The sequence below is a fragment of the Thermomonas carbonis genome, from assembly GCF_014396975.1.
Lineage (GTDB): Bacteria > Pseudomonadota > Gammaproteobacteria > Xanthomonadales > Xanthomonadaceae > Thermomonas > Thermomonas carbonis.
On sequence record NZ_CP060719.1, the window covers coordinates 1,477,994 to 1,499,278 of the forward strand.

Sequence of the window (21,285 nt, forward strand, 5' to 3'; positions counted from 1 at the left end):
TCTGCGCGATAATCATGCCCATGAGTATCCGGCCATGAGCAGCACGCCCCGCACCATTCCGCTGGCCGTCGTTGCCGATGGTTCCGCTTCGCTGGAGCCGGGCGCGCGCCAGGTCGCCGACCAGAAGATCGGCCGTTCGCCGGTGTCTTTCGCCGAGGCTCCAGTGCTGCGCAAGCCCAGCTGGATCCGCGTGCGCATCCCTTCCGGCAATGCGGTGCAGGCGCTCAAGTCGAAGTTGCGCGAGAACCGCCTGGTCACCGTCTGCGAAGACGCCAGCTGCCCGAATATCCACGAGTGCTTCAGCCACGGCACCGCGACCTTCATGATCCTTGGCGACGTGTGCACGCGTCGCTGCAGCTTTTGCGACGTCGCCCACGGCCGGCCCAAGCCAGCCGACGCCGGCGAGCCGCTGCGGCTGGCCAACACCGTCGCCGACATGGGCCTGAAGTACGTCGTCATCACCAGCGTCGACCGCGACGACCTCCGCGACGGCGGTGCCCAGCATTTCGTCGATTGCATCCGCGAGACCCGCGCTGCAGCGCCTGGCATCCGCATCGAAATCCTCACTCCGGATTTCCGCGGCAAGGGCCGCATGGAACGCGCGCTCGAGATCCTGGCGCAGTCGCCGCCGGACGTGTTCAACCACAACATCGAGACCGTGCCGGATCTGTACCGCAACGTGCGTCCCGGTGCGGACTACCAGTGGTCGCTGACCCTGTTGCAGCAGTTCAAGGCGCAGCATCCGGACGTGCCGACCAAGTCCGGCATCATGCTCGGTCTGGGCGAGACCATGGAGCAGGTGCAGGCCACCCTGCGCGACTTGCGCGCGCACGATGTCGAAATGGTCACCATCGGCCAATACCTGCAGCCAAGTGCGCACCACCACCCGGTGCTGCGTTACTGGACGCCGGACGAATTCAAGGCGCTGGAGGACTACGGCATGGCACTGGGTTTTTCCCACGTTGCCTCCGGACCGATGGTGCGTTCCAGCTACCACGCCGATCGCCAGGCTGCCGGGCTCGCCTGAAACGAAAACGGCGCGGTTGCCCGCGCCGTTTCGTATTGCGGTGTCGCGAATTACAGGTCGAACCCGAAACCCGCGCCGGCGCTGGATTCACCGCTGCTGAAGCTCGCACCCAGCGAGAACGAACCACGGTCGCCCAGCCGCTTGCCGTAACCGATCGACACCGCGCCCTGGCTGCCTTGCGTACCGATGCCGATCGCGATGCGGCCCTTGGCACCATTGCCATTCGCGGCGTTGACGGACATATGGGTCATCGCGCTGCCCATCGCGCCGATCTGGTCGATGCGCCTGTCGGTCTGGGCGAAGCGACGATCCACCTGCTGCTGGTACTGCGTGAAGGTGTCGTTCCAGGCCGCGAACTTCTGGTCGGTGTAGGTCTTCGCCGAGGCCAGGGTCTGCGTGGCGGTGGTGTCGGTGTAGCTCTTGGATGCGGTCAATGTCGCGGCATCACCGGTTGTGGCGAAGCTCTTGGCTGCGGAGAGGGTCGCGACGTCGCCCGCATCGGCGTGCGCGTTCGCACTTTCCAGCGTTGCGGCATCGCCCGCATCGGCATATGCATTGGCCTGTTCAAGCGTTGCCGCATCGCCTGCATCCGCATGGGCGTTGGCTTGCTCCAGCGTCGCGGCATCGCCGGCCTCCACCATCTCGGCCACCTGGGTCATGTCGGCGTTCTCACCATCTTGCCCGGCCGGGCCCTGCGCGCCCGTCGGCCCTTGTTCCCCCTGCGGACCTTGCGACCCGGCGGGGCCTTGCTCGCCCTGCGGACCGGCAGGACCGGCGGGGCCCGGCTCGCCCTGTGGACCCGCGGGGCCTTGCGGGCCGGCCGGGCCCTCCGGGCCACCCACGCTGCCGGCCAGTGCGGTCAGGCGCGCGTCCACCGCCGCAAACGCCGCACCCACGTTGTTGAAATTGCTGCCCTGGATGGTGAAGGTCGGCGCGGTGAACACGCTGCCCGTGAAAGCCGCGCCACCACCGAACCAGTTCGCCAGCATGCGCAACTGGCTGATGTTCACCGCATCGGTATCGGCGATGCCGGCGGCGACGTGGATCAGGCGAGCATTGAGGTCGCTGTCGTAGGGGTCGCCATTGACATCGAGTTGCCCCCTGGAATGCCCGAACGACACCACGCCGGATTCGTCGGCGACCGCCTGGAATCCGATCGCCGTGCTGTTGTCGGCCGATGCGCGGCTCTGGCTGCCGAAGGCACTGCTGTTCTGCGCACTGGCGGAGTTGTTGGAACCGAACGCGCTGCTGTTCGCCCCACCGGCAGAATTTCTGGTGCCGAACGCATTGCTGGAGCGGCCGTCGGCCGTGTTGCTGCGGCCGAAGGCGCCGCTGTCTTCACGAAGGGCCTGGTTGCCACTGCCGAAGGCACTGCTGTCGTTGCCGCTGGCCGTGTTGCCTGCGCCGAATGCACCGCTGAAACGGCCGCCGGCGGTGTTTTCCCTGCCGAATGCGCTACTGCCGCCGCCGTTGGCGCTGACCGTGTTTCCGGAGCCGAATGCGCTGCTGGCGCTGCCGCTGGCCGTGTTTCCTTCGCCGAACGCACTGCTTAGCAGGCCCTCAGCCTGGTTACCGCTGCCGAACGCGTTGCTGTCGTCCTCTCTGGCGAAATTCAAGAAACCGAACGCGCTGCTTCGCAGGCCATCGGCTTGGTTACTGCCGCCGAACGCGTTGCTGTCCTCCTCACTGGCCAAATTTCTGAAACCGAACGCGCTACTTAACTGGCCGCGGGCGATGTTGTTTGCGCCAAACGCGTTGCTGCTTTCCGATTCGGCGAAATTGCTGTGGCCGATCGCACTGCTACGCGGACCTTCGGCGAAGTTCAATGAACCGAACGCGCTGCTTGCCTCCGCGTTGGCCCTGTTGCTGTAGCCGAATGCGCTACTTTGCATGCCGCTTGCAATGTTCCGGTGACCGTAGGCCGATGCTGTCGGGTCGCAGGTGCTGTTCTCGCCGGTGGCACCTTCGCCATCCTCGATGCCCTGGTTGGTGGACGCTGCCGGCACTGGATTGCCGGCGGCATCCAGGCACACCGGATCGGCGGCCAAGGCCGGCATCGACAATGCCAGCAGCAGCGCCAGGGACAGGGCGGAAACAGCCGGCGCGCGCCGGAGGCGGAAGGTGCGAAGGTTCATCGGAAGATTCCTGGGTCGAAAGGCGGGCGAAATGCCGGCCATGTCTTCCCTATGCGCAAGCCGGGGCGGAACCTTGTCATGCCGCGCGAAACACACCAGCGGGCCGATTGCAGGCCGTCTCCGCGCGTATGCGAAACTCGGGGACGAAACACGTCAGATGTTTCCTCCACGTACGGAATTCCCCGCAAATGGCCCACTCCATGCCCGAGACTTCGGTCACCGTCCTGCTGGCGCGCGCGCGCGCAGGCGACGCGGCGGCGATGGATGCCATGTTCGATGCCGTGTACGAGGAGCTCAAACGCGCCGCGCGCGCGCAGTTGCGGCGTACCCGTGACGCGGTGGACACCACCGTGCTGGTGCATGAGGCCTATCTGAAGCTGGCCGGCGGCGTGCAATTGGTGGCGGTGGATCGCAACCATCTGCTGGCGTTGTCGGCGCGGGCGATGCGACAGGTGCTGGTGGATCACGCCCGTCACGCGCAGGCGCAGAAACGTGACGGCGGCGAAGCAGCGTTGACGCTCACCGCCAACCTGGGCGCGGAGGCCGCCGCGGTGGTCGATGTGCTGACGCTCGAAGGGATGCTCGAAGGCCTGCAACGGATCGATCCCCGCGCCGCGCAGATCGTGGAGTTGCGTTATTTCGGCGGCTATTCCGAACCCGAGATCGCCGACATGCTGGGCATCAGCGGAAGCACCCTGAGCCGCGACTGGCGCAAGGCGCGCGCCTTCCTGTTCGCGGAAATGTCGGCGTGAATGACGACGCGATCGGGCGCGCGCGTCGTGCGTTCGAGGTGTTCGAGGCGGCGGTCGAGCAGCACGGCGATCAACGCGAACGTTTCCTGACCGAAGCCTGCGCCAACGATGCCGCACTGCGGATGCAGGTGGATGCGCTGCTGGCAGGGGACCGCAACACCGGCGATCCGTTCGCCGCGGCGGCCGGCTGGAACCATGTGCTGGGCGGCGACACCCATCAGGACGATCCGATGCTCGGCCGCAGCATCGGCGCATGGCGCGTGCTCGATGTCCTCGGCCGCGGCGGGATGGGCGCGGTGTACCGGGTCGAACGCAGCGACGGCGCGTATGCGCAACGGGCGGCGCTGAAGCTGATCCGGACCAGCGCGGATTCCCCCGCCGCGCGCGAACGCTTCCTGCGCGAACGGCAAATCCTGGCCGGCTTGCAGCACACCAACATCGCCACCCTCCTCGATGGCGGCATCAGCGCCGAAGGCGAACCGTATTTCGTGATGGAGCTGGTCGACGGCATGCCGCTGGACCGCTGGTGCGACGGGCAAGGCCTTGGCCTGCGCGAACGCGCGATGCTGTTCCTGCAAGTGCTGGACGCCGTGCGTTACGCGCATCGCAACCTGGTGGTGCATCGCGACTTGAAGCCCTCCAACCTGCTGGTGGATACGAGCGGCCGCGTCAAGCTGCTGGATTTCGGGATCGCCAAGCAACTGGAAGGCGCCGAGCTGACCCGCACCAGCGACCGCGCCCTGACCTTCGAATACGCCTCGCCGGAACAGTTGCACGACGCACCGATCACCACCGCCACCGACATCTGGCAGCTCGGCATCGTGCTGCATCGCCTGTTGTCCGGCGCGCATCCGTTCGGACTGACCCGCGATACCCCGCTGGCCAAACAGTTGCAGCAACTGGAACGCGAACCGGAGCCGTTGACCCGCGCGGCCGCGCAAGCCAGTCCGGAGCTGGCCGCGCAACGTGGCGGACTAACGCCGACGGCACTGACGAAGGCGCTGCGCGGCAACCTGGCGGCCATCGTGCAGGCCTGCCTGCGCCGCGATCCGGACGCGCGCTATGCCTCTGCCGATGCGTTGGGCAACGACCTGCGCGCGTGGCTGGACGATCGGCCGATTGCCGCAGTGCCGTTGTCGCGTGGCGAACGCGCGCGACTCTGGCTGCGCCGCAGCCGCGCATTGGCGGCATCGGCGGGCATCGTGGCCCTTGCGTTGTTCGCCGGCACCGGCGTGGCGCTGTGGCAGGCGAGCGAGGCACGCGAACAGGCGCGCATCGCGGACCAGCAACGCAAGCACGCCGAACGCGAAGCCGCGCGCTCGGACGCGGTCACCCGCTTCCTGACCGACGACCTGTTCCGCCATGCCGATCCTTACGCCAGCGGCGAGCCGGACATCCGCGCACACGAGCTGCTGGATCGCGCCTCTGGCCAACCGATGCAGCGCTTCGCCAAAGCGCCGGACATCCAGGCCGTCTTGCGTACCAGCCTGGCTGCGGCATACCTCGGCCTGGACGACTTCCCCGCAGCCGAAAAGCAGCTTCGCGCGGCGCTGACGTTGCTGTCCGCCGATGCGGGCGAGCGGCAACGCCGACAGCGCGCGCAGACCATGCTCGGCATCGCGCTGGCCAAGCAGGACAAATGGGAGGAGGCGCATGCCGTGTTCGCCGCGGCACTGGCCGCCGAACGCGCATCGGCCGCACCCGACGTGGCCACGCAGTTCGACCTGCGCGGCTGGCTGGCGCAGATGGACTACAAGCGCGGCAAGCTGGAAGCGGCAGGCGATGCCTACGCACCGCTGATCGCCGAGACCGCGCGCGTGCTGGGCGAAACCCATGCGGGGACGCTCGACATGCTCCGGCAAGCCGCCAGCGTCGACCTGGACCTGGGCGAGGAAGCGCGCGCCGAACAGCGCTACCGCCGCGTGTACGAGATCTATGCAACTGCGTTCGGCATCGAGAGTCCGGAAATGCTGGGTCCGGCCGTCGACCTCGGTCGGGTGCTGGTGCGACTGAAGCGCTTCGACGATGCCAATGCATTGCTGCAGCCGGCGGTGCAACGGGCGCGCAAGCAACTCGGCATCGAACACATCGAGACCCAGCGCGCCATCAACGAACTGGCGACCAGCCATCAGTTCGGGAAGCGCTTCGACGAGGCCGAGGCCGGCTTCCGCGAAGTCCTGGCGGTCCGCGAACGCCGCTACGGCGACGACGCCATGGCCACCCGCACCTCGCTGAACAACCTGGCGATGCTGCTCGGCAGCACGGATCGCGATGCCGAGGCGATTCCCTATTTCGAACGCGCGCTCGCCGCCGAGCGTCGCGCGCTGGGAGACAGTCACCCGGACACGCTGGTGCTGTCGCACAACCTGGCGATGGCGTTGCGCGATGTGGGCCAACGCGAACGTTCGATCGACATCCAGCGGCAGAACGTCGACCTGGCCAGGCGCATCCTGCCGGCCGACCACTGGCAGACCTCGATCTACATCGCGGTGCTGGGGCAGACCCTGACCCAGGCCGGCCGCCTGGACGAAGCCGAACCACTCCTGCGCGCCAGCCTTGCCAACTTCAGTCGCCAGTTCGGCGACGATGACGGCCGCACCCGCAAGGCGCAGCAGCTCCTGGAGGCTTGGCAGGCGCGCAAGACGGGGCAGCGTTCCTGAGGCGTTGGAAGCCTGCCGGCAAGCACGACCACGACATCGCCTGATCTCCCGATCACACAGGTGTTGGCCAAGGCGGCGAGACGGCGGGGTGTTTGCGAAGCGGCATTTCGAGCCGCGGAGCAAATACCCGCGGTCTCGCCGCTGAGCCCGGACACGCTCGTGAAGATCGGTCACCCGCCAGCGATCCACAGCGTCCCGAATCCGTTCACACACCCTCGCGCAGGCCCGCTACAGTGGGGACGAGCCGCGGCGGGCCGAACTTCCGGCACTGTGCCGCGGTCGCAGTCCAGCGCATCCTGCAACGACGGCTCCCCACGCCGCGGAACCCACGAATGACATCCAATCGCACCCTGCTCGCCCTGTCCCTTGGCCTTGCACTTGCCGCTCCGCTGGCTCTGCTTGCGCGTTCGGCCGACATCACCTCGCTGCCGTCCGCGCCCACCGCCGACCAGGCCACCACCTCGCGCCTGGTGTACGGACTGCTTTCCGACAGCCGCTATGCGTACCGCCCGCGTGCGCTCGACGATGCGATGTCGAAGGATGTGCTGAAGCGTTACCTGGAGTCGCTGGACCCGGGCAAGGTGTTCCTGACCGCGCAGGACGTCGCCAGTTTCAATCGCTACTCGACGACACTGGACGATGCGATCAAGGGCGGCCAGGTCGAACCGGGCTGGGCGATCTTCGCGCTTTACCGCCAGCGCGTGGATCAGCGCATCGGCCATGCGCGAAAAGTGCTCAAGGGCGAGTTCGACTTCAGCGGCGACGAGCGCTACGAATACGATCGTGAGGACGCGCCGTGGGCCGCCGACGATGCCGAGCTGAACGCGCTGTGGACCAAGTCGGTACGCAATGACTGGTTGCGCCTGAAGCTGGCCGGCAAGCAGCCAGACGAGATCCGCAAGACCCTCGACAAGCGTTACGCGAACCTGCTGTCCAGCGTGGATGAACTGAAGGGCGAGGAAGTCTTCCAGACCTTCCTCAACGCCTATGCCGGCGCGATCGACCCGCATACCGATTACCTGACCCCGCGCAGCGCGGCCAACTTCACCATGACCATCTCCAATTCGCTGGAGGGGATCGGCGCGGTGCTGTTCAAGCAGGACGACGTGATCGTGATCCGCGAACTGGTGCCCGGTGGCCCGGCGATGATGAGCGGCAAGCTGAAGCCGGGTGATCGCATCGTCGGCGTGGGCCAGGGAACCTCCGGCGAGATGAAGGACGTGATCGGCTGGCGTACCGATGACGCGGTCGAGCTGATCCGCGGCACTGCCAATACACAGGTGCGGCTGGACATCGTTTCGGCCGAGGCACCGATGGACGCCAAGCCGGCGCGGGTGGTGCTGACCCGCGCCAAGGTCCGCCTGGAGGACGCGCGTGCCAAGGCCGAAACGATCACCCTGCCGGCTGCCGATGGCCAACCGGCGCGCCGCATCGGCGTGATCAAGCTGCCGGGTTTCTACCAGGACTTCGAGGCGCGCCGCCGCAACGACGACACCTACGCGTCGGCGAGCAAGGATGTCGAGCGCATGCTCGGCGAGTTCCGCACGCAGAAGATGGATGGCGTGGTGCTGGACCTGCGCGGCAACGGCGGTGGCTCGTTGAGCGAAGCGGTCGAACTCACCGGCCTGTTCATCGACAAGGGCCCCGTTGTGCAGGTGCGCGAATCCGGTGGCCGCGTCAGCGTGGACGAGGACCGCAAGACCGGCGTGGCCTGGGACGGGCCGCTGGCGGTGCTGGTGAATCGCGGTTCCGCATCGGCTTCGGAAATCGTGGCCGGTGCGATCCAGGATTACGGCCGCGGCCTGATCATCGGCGAAACCAGCTTCGGCAAGGGCACCGTGCAGAACATGGTCGACCTGGATCGCTGGCCCGCCAACGAGGAGCCGCGTTTCGGCCAGGTCAAGCTGACCATCGCCCAGTTCTTCCGCCCCGGTGGCAGCAGTACCCAGAACAAGGGCGTGGTGCCGGACGTGAGCTTCCCGACCAGCGTGGACGCCAGCGAATACGGCGAGAGCACCTACGACAACGCGCTGCCGTGGACGCGGATCGCCGCGGTGCCGCATGTGCAGTACGGCAATTTCGCGCCGTTGCTGGGCCAGCTGGATGCGCGCCATGACGCGCGGTCGGCCAAGGACGTCGAATTCCAGTGGTGGGTCGAGGACGTGCGCACCTTCCGCGAGGAGCAGGCGAAGAAGTCGATCTCGCTCAACGAGGCCGAGCGCCGCGCCGAGCGCGACAGCTTCGACGCCAAGCGCAAGCAGCGCATCGAGGAACGCAAGAAGCTCGGCATCGCGCTGGATCCGTTGCTGGAAGGTCGCTCCGACGATGGCCTGCAGGCCGACGAACGCAACGTGGCCGAATCGGTCGCGCGCGAGGAAGCGGCGAAGAAGGTCACCGACCCGCTGCTGCGCGAATCCGCGGCGATCCTGGGTGATGCGATCGGCCTGCTCGGCAAGGACGCGAAGCTGGCATCGCAGGTGCTGCCGGAAGCGCGTACCCAGGGCCACTGGGTCGACTGATCGGATCGACCAACGCTCAGCGCTTGCGCCGGCCCTTCGCGGCGGGCGCTAGCGTCGGTAGCTGCAGGCCGCGCTTGACGGTGTCGAACACCAGCCGGGTTTCGTAGCGCTTGATGTTGCCGTCGCTCTTGAAGAGCCGCTCCGCGGTCTCGCGATAGGCGGCCATGCTGGTGGTCGCCATGATCACCAGGTAATCCCACTCGCCGGCCAGCTGGTAGCACTGCTGCACTTCCGGGGTGGCGCGCATGCGCGTGTAGAACGCATTGAGCTGGCGGACCGATTCGCGCTCCATCGTCACCCAGACCGCAGCGAGCACCACCGCCGGGAACGCTTCGGCATCCAGCACCGCGACCTGCCGCAACAACCCATGCGCGCGGTATCGCTTGATGCGCCGTTGTACCGCGCTGGGCGAGAGGCCGACGGCCTCGCCGAGGGCGGTGAGCGTGCGCCCGGCATCGTCCTGCAGGAGCTCCAGCAGGCGGTGGTCGAAGGCATCCAGGACGACGGAAACAGTCACGCAAAAATATTGCGCCACCGCGCATGAATTTTCAAACCGCGTCCACGGCTCGGCGCTAGCCTGAGCGCATGCACACCACCTCTTCGGCCGCCACCCCCACCGGCGGACGGATCGCGCTTGCGCTCGCCGCGGTCTACGTCATCTGGGGGTCCACCTATCTCGCCATCCGCTTCGCGCTGGAGGGCGGCTTCCCGCCGTTCCTGCTCGGCGGCATCCGCTTCACCATCGCCGGCGCGCTGATGTACGCCTTGCTGCGTTGGCGCGGCATGCCCGCACCGACCCGCGCGCAATGGGGCAACGCGGTCGTGCTGGGAATCCTGCTGATGTTGCTGGGCAACGGCATGGTCAACCTGGCCGAGCAGACGGTGTCGTCCGGCATGGCCGCGGTGGCGGTGGCTTCGGCACCGTTGTGGATGGGCATCTTCGCGGCGATGCGCGGCGATCGCCCGACCCGTGGCGAGTGGGTGGGCCTGGGCATCGGCTTCATCGGCGTGCTCTGGCTCAATGCCGGCAGCAGCCTGTCGGCGACCCCTATGGGAATGCTGGCCTTGCTGGTGGCCACGCTGGCGTGGTCGTTCGGCTCGATCTGGAGCCGCGGTCGCGATCTCGCGCCACCGTTCATGAATGCCGCAGCGCAGATGCTTTGCGGTGGCGTGGCGATGATCGTCGTCGGCCTGCTGAGCGGCGAGCGCATGCAGGCGTTGCCGACGCCGCATGCGCTGGGTGCATTCGCGTACCTGATCGTGTTTGGCTCGTGGATCGGATTCACCGCCTACATCTGGCTGCTGCACCACGTGCGCCCCGCGCTGGCCGGCAGCTATGCCTATGTCAATCCGGCGATCGCGGTCCTGCTTGGCGCATGGCTCGCGGGCGAGCGCTTCGGCACGCACGAACTGGTGGCGATGGGCGTGATCCTGCTTGGCGTGGTCGCGATCACCTTCGCCAAGGCGTTCAAGGCGGCATCGCGATGAGCGTCGCGGCATGAGCGCGGCCGTTGGTGCAGGCCCGCTGGATCGGCGCGGCGTGTGGATCGCGATTGCGGCGTACGTCGCCTGGGGCCTGATGCCGCTGTACTGGCATCTGCTGAAGGTGGTCCCGGCGATGCAGATCATGGCCCACCGGGTGGTCTGGAGCGCGCTGCTGGTCTGCGGCTGGCTGGGCTTCAAGTACGGCCGTGGCTGGGTGCGGGAAACGTTGTCGCGGCCGCATGCGGCGCCGCTGCTGGCCCTGAGCGGTGCGCTGATCGCGTTCAACTGGGGGCTTTACATCTGGGCGGTGAATGCCGGCCACGTGGTGGAGTCCGCCCTCGGCTACTTCATCAATCCGCTGCTCAGCGTGATGCTGGGCGTGGTGGTGCTGAAGGAGCGGCTCAACCGGGTGCAGTGGCTGTCGGTGGGGATCGCCGCCATCGGCGTGCTGTGGCTGACCGTGAGCTACGGCAGCTTCCCGTGGATCGCATTGGCGCTGGCCGCGTCGTTCGGCATCTATGGCCTGGTGCGCAAGCTGCTGGGCGTGCCGCCGGTGCGTGGCCTGGGCGTGGAAAGCCTGTGGCTGCTGTTGCCTGCGCTCGCCTTCCTGCTGTGGAGCGAGGCGAGCGGCCAAGGTCAACTGTTGCCGCATGCCGCTGCACCGAGTTGGGGCTGGAGCGTACTGGGCCTGCTGGTGTTCGGCGGCGTGCTGACCTCGCTGCCGCTGATCGGCTTTGCCGCCGCGGTGCAGCGCATTCCCTATTCGCTGGTGGGACTGCTGCAGTACATCTCGCCGACCCTGCAGCTGCTGGTCGGCGTGCTGGTGCTGCACGAGCCGTTCGGTCAGGAACGCGCGATCGGCTTCGGCTTCATCTGGCTCGCGCTGGCGCTGTATGCGGCCGAGGGCCTGCTGCGTTCGCGGCGCACAAAACCCGCCATCGCCTGAGGCGCGGCATCGATCACGCCGCAATCAGACGTGGTGTGGACGCCGCGGTTGTGACAACGCCAGCGGTTCCGGGCAGAAATTGCGTGCAGGCGTTGCGTTGTCCAGCCAGTCGATCACCGTCGGTGCCAGCAGGTCCAGGCGCATCGGCAGACTGATGTGGTCTTCGCCAGCCACTTCGATGTAGTGCGCGCGCGGCGCGGCGGCGGCCAGCGCGCGACCATGCGCGACCGGTACGTGCTGGTCCTCGCGGCCATGCAGCAACAGTACGCACGCCGGCACCTGCGCGAGCGCCGCACTTACGTCGATCTGGTCCAGCGGCAATTGCAGGGTATCGCCGGCATGCGCAATCGCCCGCTCCAGCGCGGCATCGTCCAGTTGCATGCGCAGCATGCGGTGGGTGAGCTGCTGGGCGAGCGTTTCCGGCGGCTTCGACAACATGTGCGGGACCATGTCGCGGATCGCGCTACCGGCGTTGTCGAACGATTCGATGGCGATGACGTTGTCCACCTGCGCACCGAGTTCGCGCGCGCTGAAGATCGCGGTCGCGGCGCCGTAGGACACGCCCATCAGGTGCAGCGGGCCGACCACCTCGCCACGCGCGCGCAGCGCCGTGATCGCATCGGCCACGTCGCGCGCTTCGCGCAGGCCGTAGCCCGAAAGTGCTGTACCGGAACGCCCGTGGTTGCGCAGGTCCAGGCTGATCGTGCGATAGCCGGCCTGCGCGAGTTGCAGCGACCATGGCAGCAGCGAGCCGCCATCCATCATCCAGCCATGCAGCAAGACCACCGTGCCGCGCGGTGCCATCGGGGTGGCGCGCGGGATGGCGAAGTCGAGATCGAACTGCATGCGCCCGTGTTGCGTGCCGTCGGGACGGTAAGCGTAGTCCAGCACGTAGTCGCCCGGATCGAACGCACGCCAGAACAGCGGCACGCCCGCGGACGTGACCACGAAGCCTTGCCGATGCGGCAGTCGCGCCACTGCCTGGTCGATGCGTGCGGTCGGCAGGATCGGCGAAGTGCCGCCGGGCGCGACCAGGCGCTTGCCGAGCATGTCGGCGGCGTCCGGCCAGGCGAAGCCGGCCAGCAACAGGCAGGCGCAGAGGAGGAGCAATGCGCGACGCATGGGCGCGATCCAGACGGCAGGGGGTCGCGCAGCGTATGGGTCGCCGGCCCGCGCATCTACCGCATTCGCGTGACAGTGCGATGACAGGCAGCAGGCATTCAGCCTGTGCCGCCTGTCATCGCGGCGGCGCGTCGTTCAGGCGCCGCGCAGGGCGTCGGTCACCGGCAGGCTGGCCGCGCGGAGGGCGGGGAACAGGCCGCCAATGAAGCCGATCGCCAGCGCCCACTTCAGTCCTTCCCACAGCAGCGCGGGGCTGACCTTGAATTCGAAGCTGAGCTGCGACGTGCCGCCGGCCAGCGTCGAGGCGGTATAGCCATTGAACACCAGCCAGGCGACCAGCCCGCCGAGCAAGCCGCCGAGCAGGGCCAGCAGCATCGTTTCCAGCATCACCGCGATCACCACCGGCACGCCGCGGAAACCGATCGCTCGCAGCGTCGCGATCTCGCGCGCGCGCGAGGCGACGGTGGCGAACATGGTGTTGAGCGCACCGAACACCGCGCCGATCGCCATGATCGAACCCACCACGATGCCGATGATGCGCAGCACCTTGGTCAGCGCTTCGGATTGCTTGCTGAAATAACTCAGCGTGGTATCGGCTTCGACCTGCAGGCGCGGATCCGCCGCCAGGGTCGCCTTGAATGCGTTGAATTCCTTCGCGCCCACGAGCTTCGCGTACATCGACGCACGGCTGCTGCCGCGTCGGTAGGTTGCCGATACCACCTCGGCATCGGCCCACATTTCCGACGCCGTGGCGTCCCTGGAATCGAAGATGCCGACGACCGTCCACGCCTGGTTGCCCAACCGTACCTGCTTGCCGACCGCCAGCCCGGCGAACTGCCGCTGCGCGCCGGTCCCCACCACGAGTTCGCGGCGTCCGGGCTGGAAGGTGCGCCCTTCGACCAGCTTCAGGCCGGGGCGTACCGCGAAGGCCATGTCGCCCACGCCGCGCAGGCTGACGTTGCCGTCGTCCTTGCTGTCCTTCAGCGGAACGGTGGCGGCCACCAGCAGCTCCGCGGATGCGAGCGGCCTGCCTTCGCCATCGCGCGCGATCTGCGGCGCGCGGCTGATCGCATCGATCTGCTCGCGCGACAGCACCGACCCCAGTTCGGCCGACGAGCCACCGCGCAGCACGATGGCGGTGTCCTCGCTGCCGCTGGCGCTCACCGTTTGCCGGTAGCCTTCGCCCATCGCCAGCAGCGCCACCAGCACGCCCACCACGCCGGCGATGCCGATGACCACCACCGACGAAGCGCCGATGCGCTGCGACAGGGTGCTGATGCCGACCTGGGTGACGGAGGCCGCCTGCCGGCCACTGCGGGTGAATGCCATCCACAGGGCGAACAGCGCGACCGCGCCGAGCAGCGCCGGCCACGGCAACACGATCCACGCGGCCAGGAGTGCGGCCAACAGCAGGGCCAGGCCGAAGCCGCGCAACAGTGACTTCATCTTCTTCATGTCGTTCCCCTCAACGGCCCGCGAGGGCATCGACGATGTTCAGGCGCATGGCGCGGATCGCGGGCAGCGCGCCGACCAGCAGGCCGATCGCGACCATCAAAGCGAGGCCCAGCGACCAGCTGCGCCAACCGATCGCCGGCAGGTTGATGGCACCGTTGCTGGCGGCACCCACGATGGGGGCCAGCACCGTCGCCAGCGCCAGGCCGAGTACGCCGCCGATCAGCACCAGTACCACCGATTCGGCGAGGACCATGCCCAGTACGCTGGTGCTGCTGAAGCCGATGGTCTTGAGCACCGCCAGCTCCGACGTGCGTTCGCGCACTGCCTGCGCCATGGTGTTGCCGGTGAGCAACAACAGGGTGAAGAACACCGCGCCCATGATGGAACCCACGATCAGCCCGATGTCGGCCATCTGCTTGAGCTGGGAGGCGAAGGCCGCCTGCTCGTTCATGGTCTTGGTTTCGTGCGGCGAATTCATCGACAGCGCGTCGATGGCCTTGGCGGCGGCGTCGCTGCGGTTCACGTCGGACACGCGGCTGATGTACCAGCCCACGTCACCGTCCACGTAGGGCGTGGATTCCTCGAAGTACTTGTAGTGCATCAGGATCAGCGCATCGAAGAAACCGGCCTGCTTCTTGTCCTTCGGGGTGAGCGTGCCGACGATGTCGAACGACCAGTTCAGGGTGCCGTCGCTGTTGGGGAAGATGTTCGACTGCAACGGGATCTTCTGCCCGACCTTCCAGCCGAAGCGCTTCATCATCGCCTCGCCCACCAGGATGCCGGTGCGGTTGGCCTTCCACGCCTGCACTTGCGCCGGGTCCACGTGGATCTCCGGGTACAGGTCCAGGTAGTTGTCTGCCACCGCGAAGGTGAACAACTGGTTGCGCGGGTTCTGGTAGACGCCGCCGAACCAGTTGGCGTGGGTCACGTCCTCGATGTTGTCGACCTTGCGCAGGCGGGCTTCCAGCGACTGCGGCAGGCTGTCCATGAACGACAGCCGGGACGACGTCTGCAGGCGCTGCGCGCCGTCCGCGTTCTGCCCGAGCGACGCGAACGTGGTGCGGATTCCGTCCAGCATGCCGAACAGCAGGAACGCGGCCAGGATCGAGGCCAGGGTCAGGAAGGTGCGGGTCTTGCGCCGGAACAGCGCCGCCCAGATGAGGTGGAAGTATTTCATCGCATGCTCCCGTGGCCGGCCTCAGGCCGGGTCGGCGTGTTCGCCGACCAGCGTGCCCTTGTCCAGGTGCAGGGTGTGGCTGGCGTACTCGGCGGCCTTGGGGTCGTGGGTGACCATGACGATGGTCTTGCCATGCTCGCGGTTGAGCGTCTGCAGCAGGCCCAGGATGTCCTCGGCGGACTGGCGGTCGAGGTCGCCGGTGGGTTCGTCGCAGATCAGCAGGGTCGGGTCGGAGACGATCGCGCGGGCAATCGCCACGCGTTGCTGCTGGCCGCCGGACAACTCCGCGGGCTTGTGGCTGACGCGATCGGACAGCCCCACCAGCTGCAGCGCGACCTGCGCGTTGCGCTTGCGCTGCGCGCCGGACAGGCGGGTCAGCAGCAATGGCAGCTCGACGTTCTTCTGCGCGGTCAGCGCCGGCATCAGGTTGTAGAACTGGAACACGTAGCCGACGTGCTGGCTGCGCCAGTGCGCCAGCTGGCCCCCACCGAGCTGGTCGATGCGCTGGCCGGCCACTTCGATGGTGCCGGCCGTAGGCGAATCCAGGCCGCCGATGAGGTTGAGCAGGGTGGTCTTGCCGGAGCCCGACGGGCCCATCAGCGCGACGAAATCCCCCTCCGCGATGTCCAGGTCGATGCCGTGCAGGACCTCGACTTTCTCGGGCCCGCGCTGGTAGGTCTTGGTGAGGTTGTGGATCGAAACCAGGGATGCCATGGCTGCCTCGTCGATGGATGTCGGGTCGTTGGTTCTGGGATGGGCGGCGATGCGGTGCTGCCCGCAAGTTCGATGGATGGCGGTCAGTCGGTGCCGGTGGCCACGGGAGTGCCGTCCACCAATCCCGCGGGCGGCGCGACCACCACGGTTTCGCCCGGTGCCAGGCCGGAGATCACTTCGCGGTGTTCGCCGAGCGCGCCGCCGGCCTGCACCTTGCGCAGCTCGACGATGTCCTCGCCGCCGACCACGAAGATGGCGTCGCCGCCATCGCGCCGGACGATCGCGCTGGCCGGGACGCGCACGCCGCGCTTCGGCTCGGCATTCGCCTCTGTGGCCTTTTCCAGGAAGCTCACGGTCACGCCCATGTCCGGCACGATGCGCGCGTCGCGCGCCTTCAGCGCCACCCGCACCTTGACCGTGGCCTTGCCGCGGTCGGCGGTGGGGATGATCGCGATGACCTCGGCGGGGATTTTCCAGTCCGGGTAGGAGTTCAGGGTGGCTTCCACCGGCATCTTCGGCTGGACCCGGCCGATGTAGGCCTCGCCGACGTCCACTTCGACCTCCAGCGAATCCATGTCGACGATGGTGCCGATACCGGTGCGGGTGAAACCGCCGCCGGCGGACAGCGGCGACACGATCTCGCCGGGCTGCGCCGCCTTGGCGATCACCACGCCCGCGAACGGCGCGCGCACGATGGTGTTGTCGACGCCGTTGCTGGCGATGGCCAGGCTGTTGCGCGCGACCTGCGCGTTGCGTTGCGCGGTGGCCACCTGCGCGCGGAGTGCGTCGCGCTGGGCCACCGCCTGTTCGAACTGCGCGCGCGAGACCAGCTTCTGGCCGACCAGCGCGCCGAGCCGTGCGGCGTTTGCCTCGGCTTCCTTCAACTGCGCCTGGCTGCCGAGGATCTGGCTCTGCGCGGCGGCCAGCTGCGAGGCGGACAGGGCGCGCTGGGCATCGGCATCGACCGGATCCAGCGTTGCCATCACCTGCCCGGCTTCGACCCGCTGGCCTTCCTCGATCAGGACCTCGCGCACGCGCCCGGTGATCTTCGACGAGACCGTCGCCATTCGTCGCGCCACCACGTAGCCACTGGCGTCCAGCACGGAGGCACTGCCGCTGCCAGCACTCAGCGAGACCGCGCTCGCCGTCTGCACCGGTACCGCCTGGTCGCGACCGAACAGGAACCAGCCGGCCGCGCCCAGCACCACCACTGCGCCGGCTGCGGCCAGGCCGATCCACAGGCCCTTGCGGGAGGTCGGCGGCGGCGGGGCGCTGCGGTCGATCTTGAGGGAGTTGAGCAGGTCGGCTGAATTGGTCATGGGCGATGCGAAGCAGAGGAGGGATCCGGGATGGACGCCGGCAATGATGCGTGCCGCGTGATGGTCGCCACCTTCGGACAAGCGATTCCTGCTGTCAAGTTTCCTTTACATATCGATGTCGGCGCGCAGGCGGTGGTCGCCGTGGTCGCGAATGCATGCGCCATTCCCGATGCACGCAGGCTAGCGCTGGCGGCGATGGCGGTCACCTGACGGTTGTCATGTCGATTGCATGAAAGCCGCGACTGCCGGCATGGGCATGTTGCGCGGAGGATGCACGCCATCGACCACGGGGAGATGTGCGATGCACGGCAACGATGAGGTACTGGCGCGCTTGCAGCAGGCAGGCAAGGCCTACGGCAAGCTGCGTGCGCTGGACGGGTTGGACCTGTCGCTGCGTGCAGGTGAGGTCACCTCGCTGCTCGGTGCCAACGGTGCCGGCAAGACCACCGCGATCGGCCTGCTGCTGGGCCTGTTGCGCGCGGACAGCGGCACGGTCCAATTGTTCGGGCGCGACCCGCGCGAGCTCGCCGCACGCCGCCGGATCGGGGTGATGCTGCAGACCGCCGGCCTGCCGGAACGCCTGCGCGTCGGCGAGTTGCTCACGCAGGCGCGCAGCTATTACCCGGACGCGCGCAGCATCGCCGACTGCGTGGCGCTGGCCGGCCTGGACGGCTTGCTGGATCGCCCCTACGGCAAGCTCTCCGGCGGCCAGCAGCGGCGCGTGCAGTTCGCCATCGCGGTGTGCGGCCGGCCGCGCCTGCTGTTCCTCGACGAACCCACCACCGGCCTCGACATCGATGCCCGGCAGAAGCTCTGGCAGGCGATCCGCGAACTGGTCGCGCAGGGCAGTGGCGTGCTGCTGACCACCCATTATCTGGAAGAAGCCGAGGCGCTGTCCGACCGCGTGGTCGTGCTCGATCGCGGCAAGCTGGTCGCCGAAGGCAGCGTGCGCGAGATCCGCGCGCATGTCTCGCAACGCCGCGTGCGTTGCATCACCGGCATCGATGCTGCCCTGGCCGCGCGCTGGCCCGGCGTGCGCGAGGCGGTGCGCGATGGCGAGTACCTGCGCATCGTCGCCGAGACGGCCGAACCGGTGGTGCGACGTTTGTTCGATGCCGATCCGGACCTGCACGAACTGGAAGTGCAACGCGCCGGCCTGGCCGACGCCTTCCTCGAACTCACCCGCAACGCCGACTCGGCTGATGTCGAGCAAGCAAAGGAAGCCGCCTGATGAACGCCATCGTCCACCACGCCACGTATTCCTCGTGGCGCAGCTATCTGCAGGAAGCGAAGTGCGAGTTCCTGCGCATGCTTCGCGAGCCGTCGTTCTGCCTGCCGGTGATCTGTTTTCCGGTGCTGTTCTATCTGTTGTTCGGCGTGCTCCTCGACAAGGGCACAGGCGGGGCGTCGCAGTATCTGCTCGCCACGTACGGTGCGTTCGGGGTGATCGGCGCGGGGCTCTTCGGTTTCGGCGTGACCATCGCGGTGGATCGCGAGAAAGGCCTGCTGCGGCTCAAGCGCGCGCTGCCGGTGCCGCCCGGCGCGATGCTGCTGGCGAAGATGGTGATGGCAATGCTGTTCGCCGCGATCATCTCGCTGGTGCTGGCGGTGATCGCCGCGACCGTGGCCGGGGTGGTGCTGGAGCCATCGCAATGGATCCGCCTGTTCGTGATCAACGTGCTCGGCGTGCTGCCGTTCTGCGCGATCGGCCTGTACGTGGGCTCGCTGGTCGGCGGCAACGCGGCACCGGCGCTGCTGAACATGCTGTACCTGCCGATGGCCTTCCTGTCCGGCCTGTGGCTGCCACTGACGATGCTGCCCGACATTCTCTCCACCATCGCACCCGTGTGGCCGGCGTATCACCTGGGGCAGCTCGCGCTGAAAGTGGTCGGCTTCGACATGGGCCAGCCGATCGGCATGCACGTGGCCGTGCTTCTCGGCATCACCGCGCTGTTCTTCGTGCTGGCGCAGCGCCGCCTGTCCGCGGCGGAATGAGCGTGCCATGATCCGCGCAGCCCGCCACCGGAGCGACCCGTGAAGCGTCTTTCCCAGCTGCGCTGGCTGCAACCCGCGCCGGATTCGGTGGCGGCGCAGGAACTGCGCCTGGGGCGTTCGCCGTGGACCAACTTCATCCACCTGGTGTGGTCGGTCTGGGTGTTCCTGACCCCAGCGCTGTCGGGCGGGGAGTACGGATTCAGCTGGCAATGGCTGTGGCTGACCCTGCTCTCGTACCCACTGTTCCTGTGGGCCTACGTCACCAGCGTGTTCGCTGCGCCGCGCCGCGCCCACCTGGCGGCGCTGGCGATGGTGGCGATATGCCTCGCCCTGCTGCCCTGGTATCCCTCGGGCCTGAGCTACTTCGTGTTCGGCTGCGTGATGCTGCAGCCACGGCGCTCGCGCTCGATCCTGCGCTACCTCGGCACGATCGCCGTGCTGAACGTGGTCCTGATCAGCTACGCGCGATACATCGGCTATCCGTGGCAGGCGCTGGTGTGGATGCCGACGGTGACCGCGATCATCGGCGTGATCGTGATGGTCGAACGCATCAACCGCGAACGCGAGGTCGCGCTGAAGCTCTCGCACGACGAGGTGCGCCGGCTGGCCGCGCTGGCCGAACGCGAACGCATCGGCCGCGACCTGCACGACCTGCTCGGCCACACGCTGTCGATGGTGGCGTTGAAGTCGGACCTTGCGGGTCGCCTGCTGGATCGCGATCCTGCCGCCGCACGCAACGAGATCGGCGAAGTCAGTCGCGTCGCCCGCGAGGCGCTGGCGCAAGTGCGTCGCGCGGTGACCGGGATCCGCGCCGCCGGCATCGCCGCCGAACTCGCTGCGGCCAAGCTGCTGCTGGAAACCGACGGCGTCAGCTTCGACTATCGCTTCGACGACGGCTTCGCCGGCAACGCGCTGCCGCCCGGCGTGGAAAGCGCGCTGGCGATGACCGTGCGCGAGGCCGCCACCAATATCCAGCGGCACGCACGCGCGCAACGCGCCGAGGCCAGCTTCGGCATGGACGGCGGCGACGCGGTGCTGCGCATCGTCGACGATGGCCGCGGCGGCGCGATCGTCCCCGGCAACGGACTGGTCGGCATGCGCGAGCGACTGGAAGGCGTGCACGGCAGCCTGCGCATCGATGCCGGCCCCGGTCGCGGCACCCGGGTCGAAGCGCGGGTGCCGCTGGCGGCCAACGATGATCCGATCGACGACGGCATTTTCGACGACGGCCGGATCGACGAAGCGTCGTAGCGATTGGTCGCCACGGGCGATCTGCTAACGTCCCGCGCATGTCGATGCCCCCTCCATTCGCATGATCCGCGTCCTCCTGGCCGAGGACCAGGCAATGCTGCGCGGCGCGCTGTCCGCGCTGCTCGGCATGGAAGACGACATCGAGGTGCTCGGTGCCGCCGCCGATGGCGAAGCCGCCTGGCGCGAGCTGCAGCGGCTCAAGCCCGACCTGCTGGTCACCGACATCGAGATGCCCGGCCTGACCGGCCTGGAACTGGCGCAGCGGATCCAGCGCCACGCGCTGCCGATCAAGGTGGTCATCGTCACCACCTTCGCGCGTGGGGGTTTCCTGCGCCGCGCGCTGGACGCCGGCGTCTGTGGTTACCTGTTGAAGGACGCACCCGCCGAAGACCTGGCCGAAGCCCTGCGCAAGGTCCATCGCGGCGGTCGCGCGATCGACCCGAACCTTGCGCTGGAAGCCTGGGGCGAAGCGGACCCGCTCAACGACCGCGAACGCCAGGCCCTGCGCCTGGCCGGCGAGGGCATGAGCGCGGGCGAGATCGCCGCCAAGCTCAATCTCTCGCAAGGCACCGTGCGCAACTACCTGTCCGAGGCGATCGGCAAGCTCGGCGTCGGCAACCGCATCGAGGCGTATCGGCTGGCGCGGCAGAAGGGTTGGCTGTGACTGCTGCATCGCCGGATGCGGCCTGCGTGCATCGGGCGTAGGCTGCGGGCGACATCCAGAAAGG

General features: G+C 67.9%; 18 protein-coding genes. 11 read left to right on the top strand and 7 right to left on the bottom strand.

The window, feature by feature from the left end:
- Positions 1-34 precede the first annotated feature (34 nt).
- Entirely contained in the window at positions 35-1,027 is a 993-nt protein-coding gene (gene lipA / locus H9L16_RS06725) for a lipoyl synthase (RefSeq protein WP_187553755.1), read from the top strand.
- Between the two features lie 50 nt (positions 1,028-1,077).
- Here the strand turns inward: lipA and H9L16_RS06730 are convergent, their stop codons facing one another.
- A complete protein-coding gene (locus H9L16_RS06730; RefSeq protein ID WP_187553756.1) occupies positions 1,078-3,162 on the bottom strand; it encodes a YadA-like family protein in 2,085 nt (694 codons plus the stop codon).
- A 188-nt stretch (positions 3,163-3,350) separates the two neighbouring features.
- Between H9L16_RS06730 and H9L16_RS06735 the strand changes: the two genes are divergently transcribed.
- The 3 genes from H9L16_RS06735 to H9L16_RS06745 all read left to right on the top strand — a co-directional run bounded on the left by H9L16_RS06735 (position 3,351) and on the right by H9L16_RS06745 (position 9,093).
- Positions 3,351-3,914: an ECF-type sigma factor gene (locus tag H9L16_RS06735; protein ID WP_187553757.1), complete on the top strand. Its 564-nt coding sequence runs from the start codon at positions 3,351-3,353 to the stop codon at positions 3,912-3,914.
- A complete protein-coding gene (locus tag H9L16_RS06740) occupies positions 3,911-6,574 on the top strand; it encodes a serine/threonine-protein kinase (RefSeq protein WP_187553758.1) in 2,664 nt (887 codons plus the stop codon). The genes H9L16_RS06735 and H9L16_RS06740 overlap by 4 nt, the downstream gene beginning before the upstream one ends.
- Positions 6,575-6,906: 332 nt before the next feature.
- On the top strand, positions 6,907-9,093 hold the full coding sequence (locus tag H9L16_RS06745) for a carboxy terminal-processing peptidase (protein WP_187553759.1): 2,187 nt from the start codon (positions 6,907-6,909) through the stop codon (positions 9,091-9,093).
- 16 nt (positions 9,094-9,109) lie between these two features.
- Here the strand turns inward: H9L16_RS06745 and H9L16_RS06750 are convergent, their stop codons facing one another.
- A complete protein-coding gene (locus tag H9L16_RS06750; RefSeq protein ID WP_187553760.1) occupies positions 9,110-9,610 on the bottom strand; it encodes an Lrp/AsnC family transcriptional regulator in 501 nt (166 codons plus the stop codon).
- Between the two features lie 68 nt (positions 9,611-9,678).
- On the opposite strand from H9L16_RS06750, the gene yedA reads away from it, so the two are divergent.
- Together yedA and rarD are read left to right on the top strand one after the other, a co-directional pair.
- Positions 9,679-10,581 carry a drug/metabolite exporter YedA gene (yedA, locus tag H9L16_RS06755; protein WP_187553761.1) on the top strand — a complete coding sequence of 301 codons (903 nt, stop codon included), beginning with the start codon at positions 9,679-9,681 and terminating at the stop codon, positions 10,579-10,581.
- Between the two features lie 10 nt (positions 10,582-10,591).
- The gene (gene rarD, locus H9L16_RS06760) at positions 10,592-11,524 is read left to right on the top strand and encodes an EamA family transporter RarD (RefSeq protein WP_187553762.1); all 933 of its coding nucleotides are present in this window, start codon (positions 10,592-10,594) and stop codon (positions 11,522-11,524) included.
- Between the two features lie 24 nt (positions 11,525-11,548).
- On the opposite strand, the gene H9L16_RS06765 is transcribed toward rarD, so the two are convergent.
- From H9L16_RS06765 to H9L16_RS06785, 5 genes are all read right to left on the bottom strand, one after another.
- Positions 11,549-12,646 carry an alpha/beta fold hydrolase gene (locus H9L16_RS06765; RefSeq protein WP_187553763.1) on the bottom strand — a complete coding sequence of 366 codons (1,098 nt, stop codon included), beginning with the start codon at positions 12,644-12,646 and terminating at the stop codon, positions 11,549-11,551.
- Positions 12,647-12,781: 135 nt separating this feature from the next.
- Entirely contained in the window at positions 12,782-14,101 is a 1,320-nt protein-coding gene (locus H9L16_RS06770) for an ABC transporter permease (RefSeq protein ID WP_187553764.1), read from the bottom strand.
- Between the two features lie 10 nt (positions 14,102-14,111).
- Positions 14,112-15,278, bottom strand: a complete 1,167-nt coding sequence (locus tag H9L16_RS06775) for an ABC transporter permease (RefSeq protein ID WP_187553765.1) — start codon at positions 15,276-15,278, stop codon at positions 14,112-14,114.
- Positions 15,279-15,299: 21 nt separating this feature from the next.
- A complete protein-coding gene (locus H9L16_RS06780; RefSeq protein ID WP_187553766.1) occupies positions 15,300-15,992 on the bottom strand; it encodes an ABC transporter ATP-binding protein in 693 nt (230 codons plus the stop codon).
- 83 nt (positions 15,993-16,075) lie between these two features.
- Positions 16,076-17,311, bottom strand: a complete 1,236-nt coding sequence (locus tag H9L16_RS06785; protein ID WP_187553767.1) for an efflux RND transporter periplasmic adaptor subunit — start codon at positions 17,309-17,311, stop codon at positions 16,076-16,078.
- A gap of 30 nt (positions 17,312-17,341) precedes the next feature.
- On the opposite strand from H9L16_RS06785, the gene H9L16_RS06790 reads away from it, so the two are divergent.
- The 5 genes from H9L16_RS06790 to H9L16_RS06810 all read left to right on the top strand — a co-directional run bounded on the left by H9L16_RS06790 (position 17,342) and on the right by H9L16_RS06810 (position 21,221).
- A complete protein-coding gene (locus H9L16_RS06790; protein ID WP_187553768.1) occupies positions 17,342-17,521 on the top strand; it encodes a hypothetical protein in 180 nt (59 codons plus the stop codon).
- Positions 17,522-17,612: 91 nt separating this feature from the next.
- A complete protein-coding gene (locus tag H9L16_RS06795; protein WP_187554088.1) occupies positions 17,613-18,542 on the top strand; it encodes an ABC transporter ATP-binding protein in 930 nt (309 codons plus the stop codon).
- On the top strand, positions 18,542-19,306 hold the full coding sequence (locus H9L16_RS06800) for an ABC transporter permease (RefSeq protein WP_187553769.1): 765 nt from the start codon (positions 18,542-18,544) through the stop codon (positions 19,304-19,306). The genes H9L16_RS06795 and H9L16_RS06800 overlap by 1 nt, the downstream gene beginning before the upstream one ends.
- Positions 19,307-19,345: 39 nt before the next feature.
- Positions 19,346-20,557 (top strand): sensor histidine kinase, encoded by a 1,212-nt coding sequence (locus tag H9L16_RS06805; protein WP_187553770.1) that lies wholly within the window; start codon positions 19,346-19,348, stop codon positions 20,555-20,557.
- A 61-nt stretch (positions 20,558-20,618) separates the two neighbouring features.
- Positions 20,619-21,221 (top strand): response regulator transcription factor, encoded by a 603-nt coding sequence (locus H9L16_RS06810; protein WP_187553771.1) that lies wholly within the window; start codon positions 20,619-20,621, stop codon positions 21,219-21,221.
- Positions 21,222-21,285: the final 64 nt, after the last annotated feature.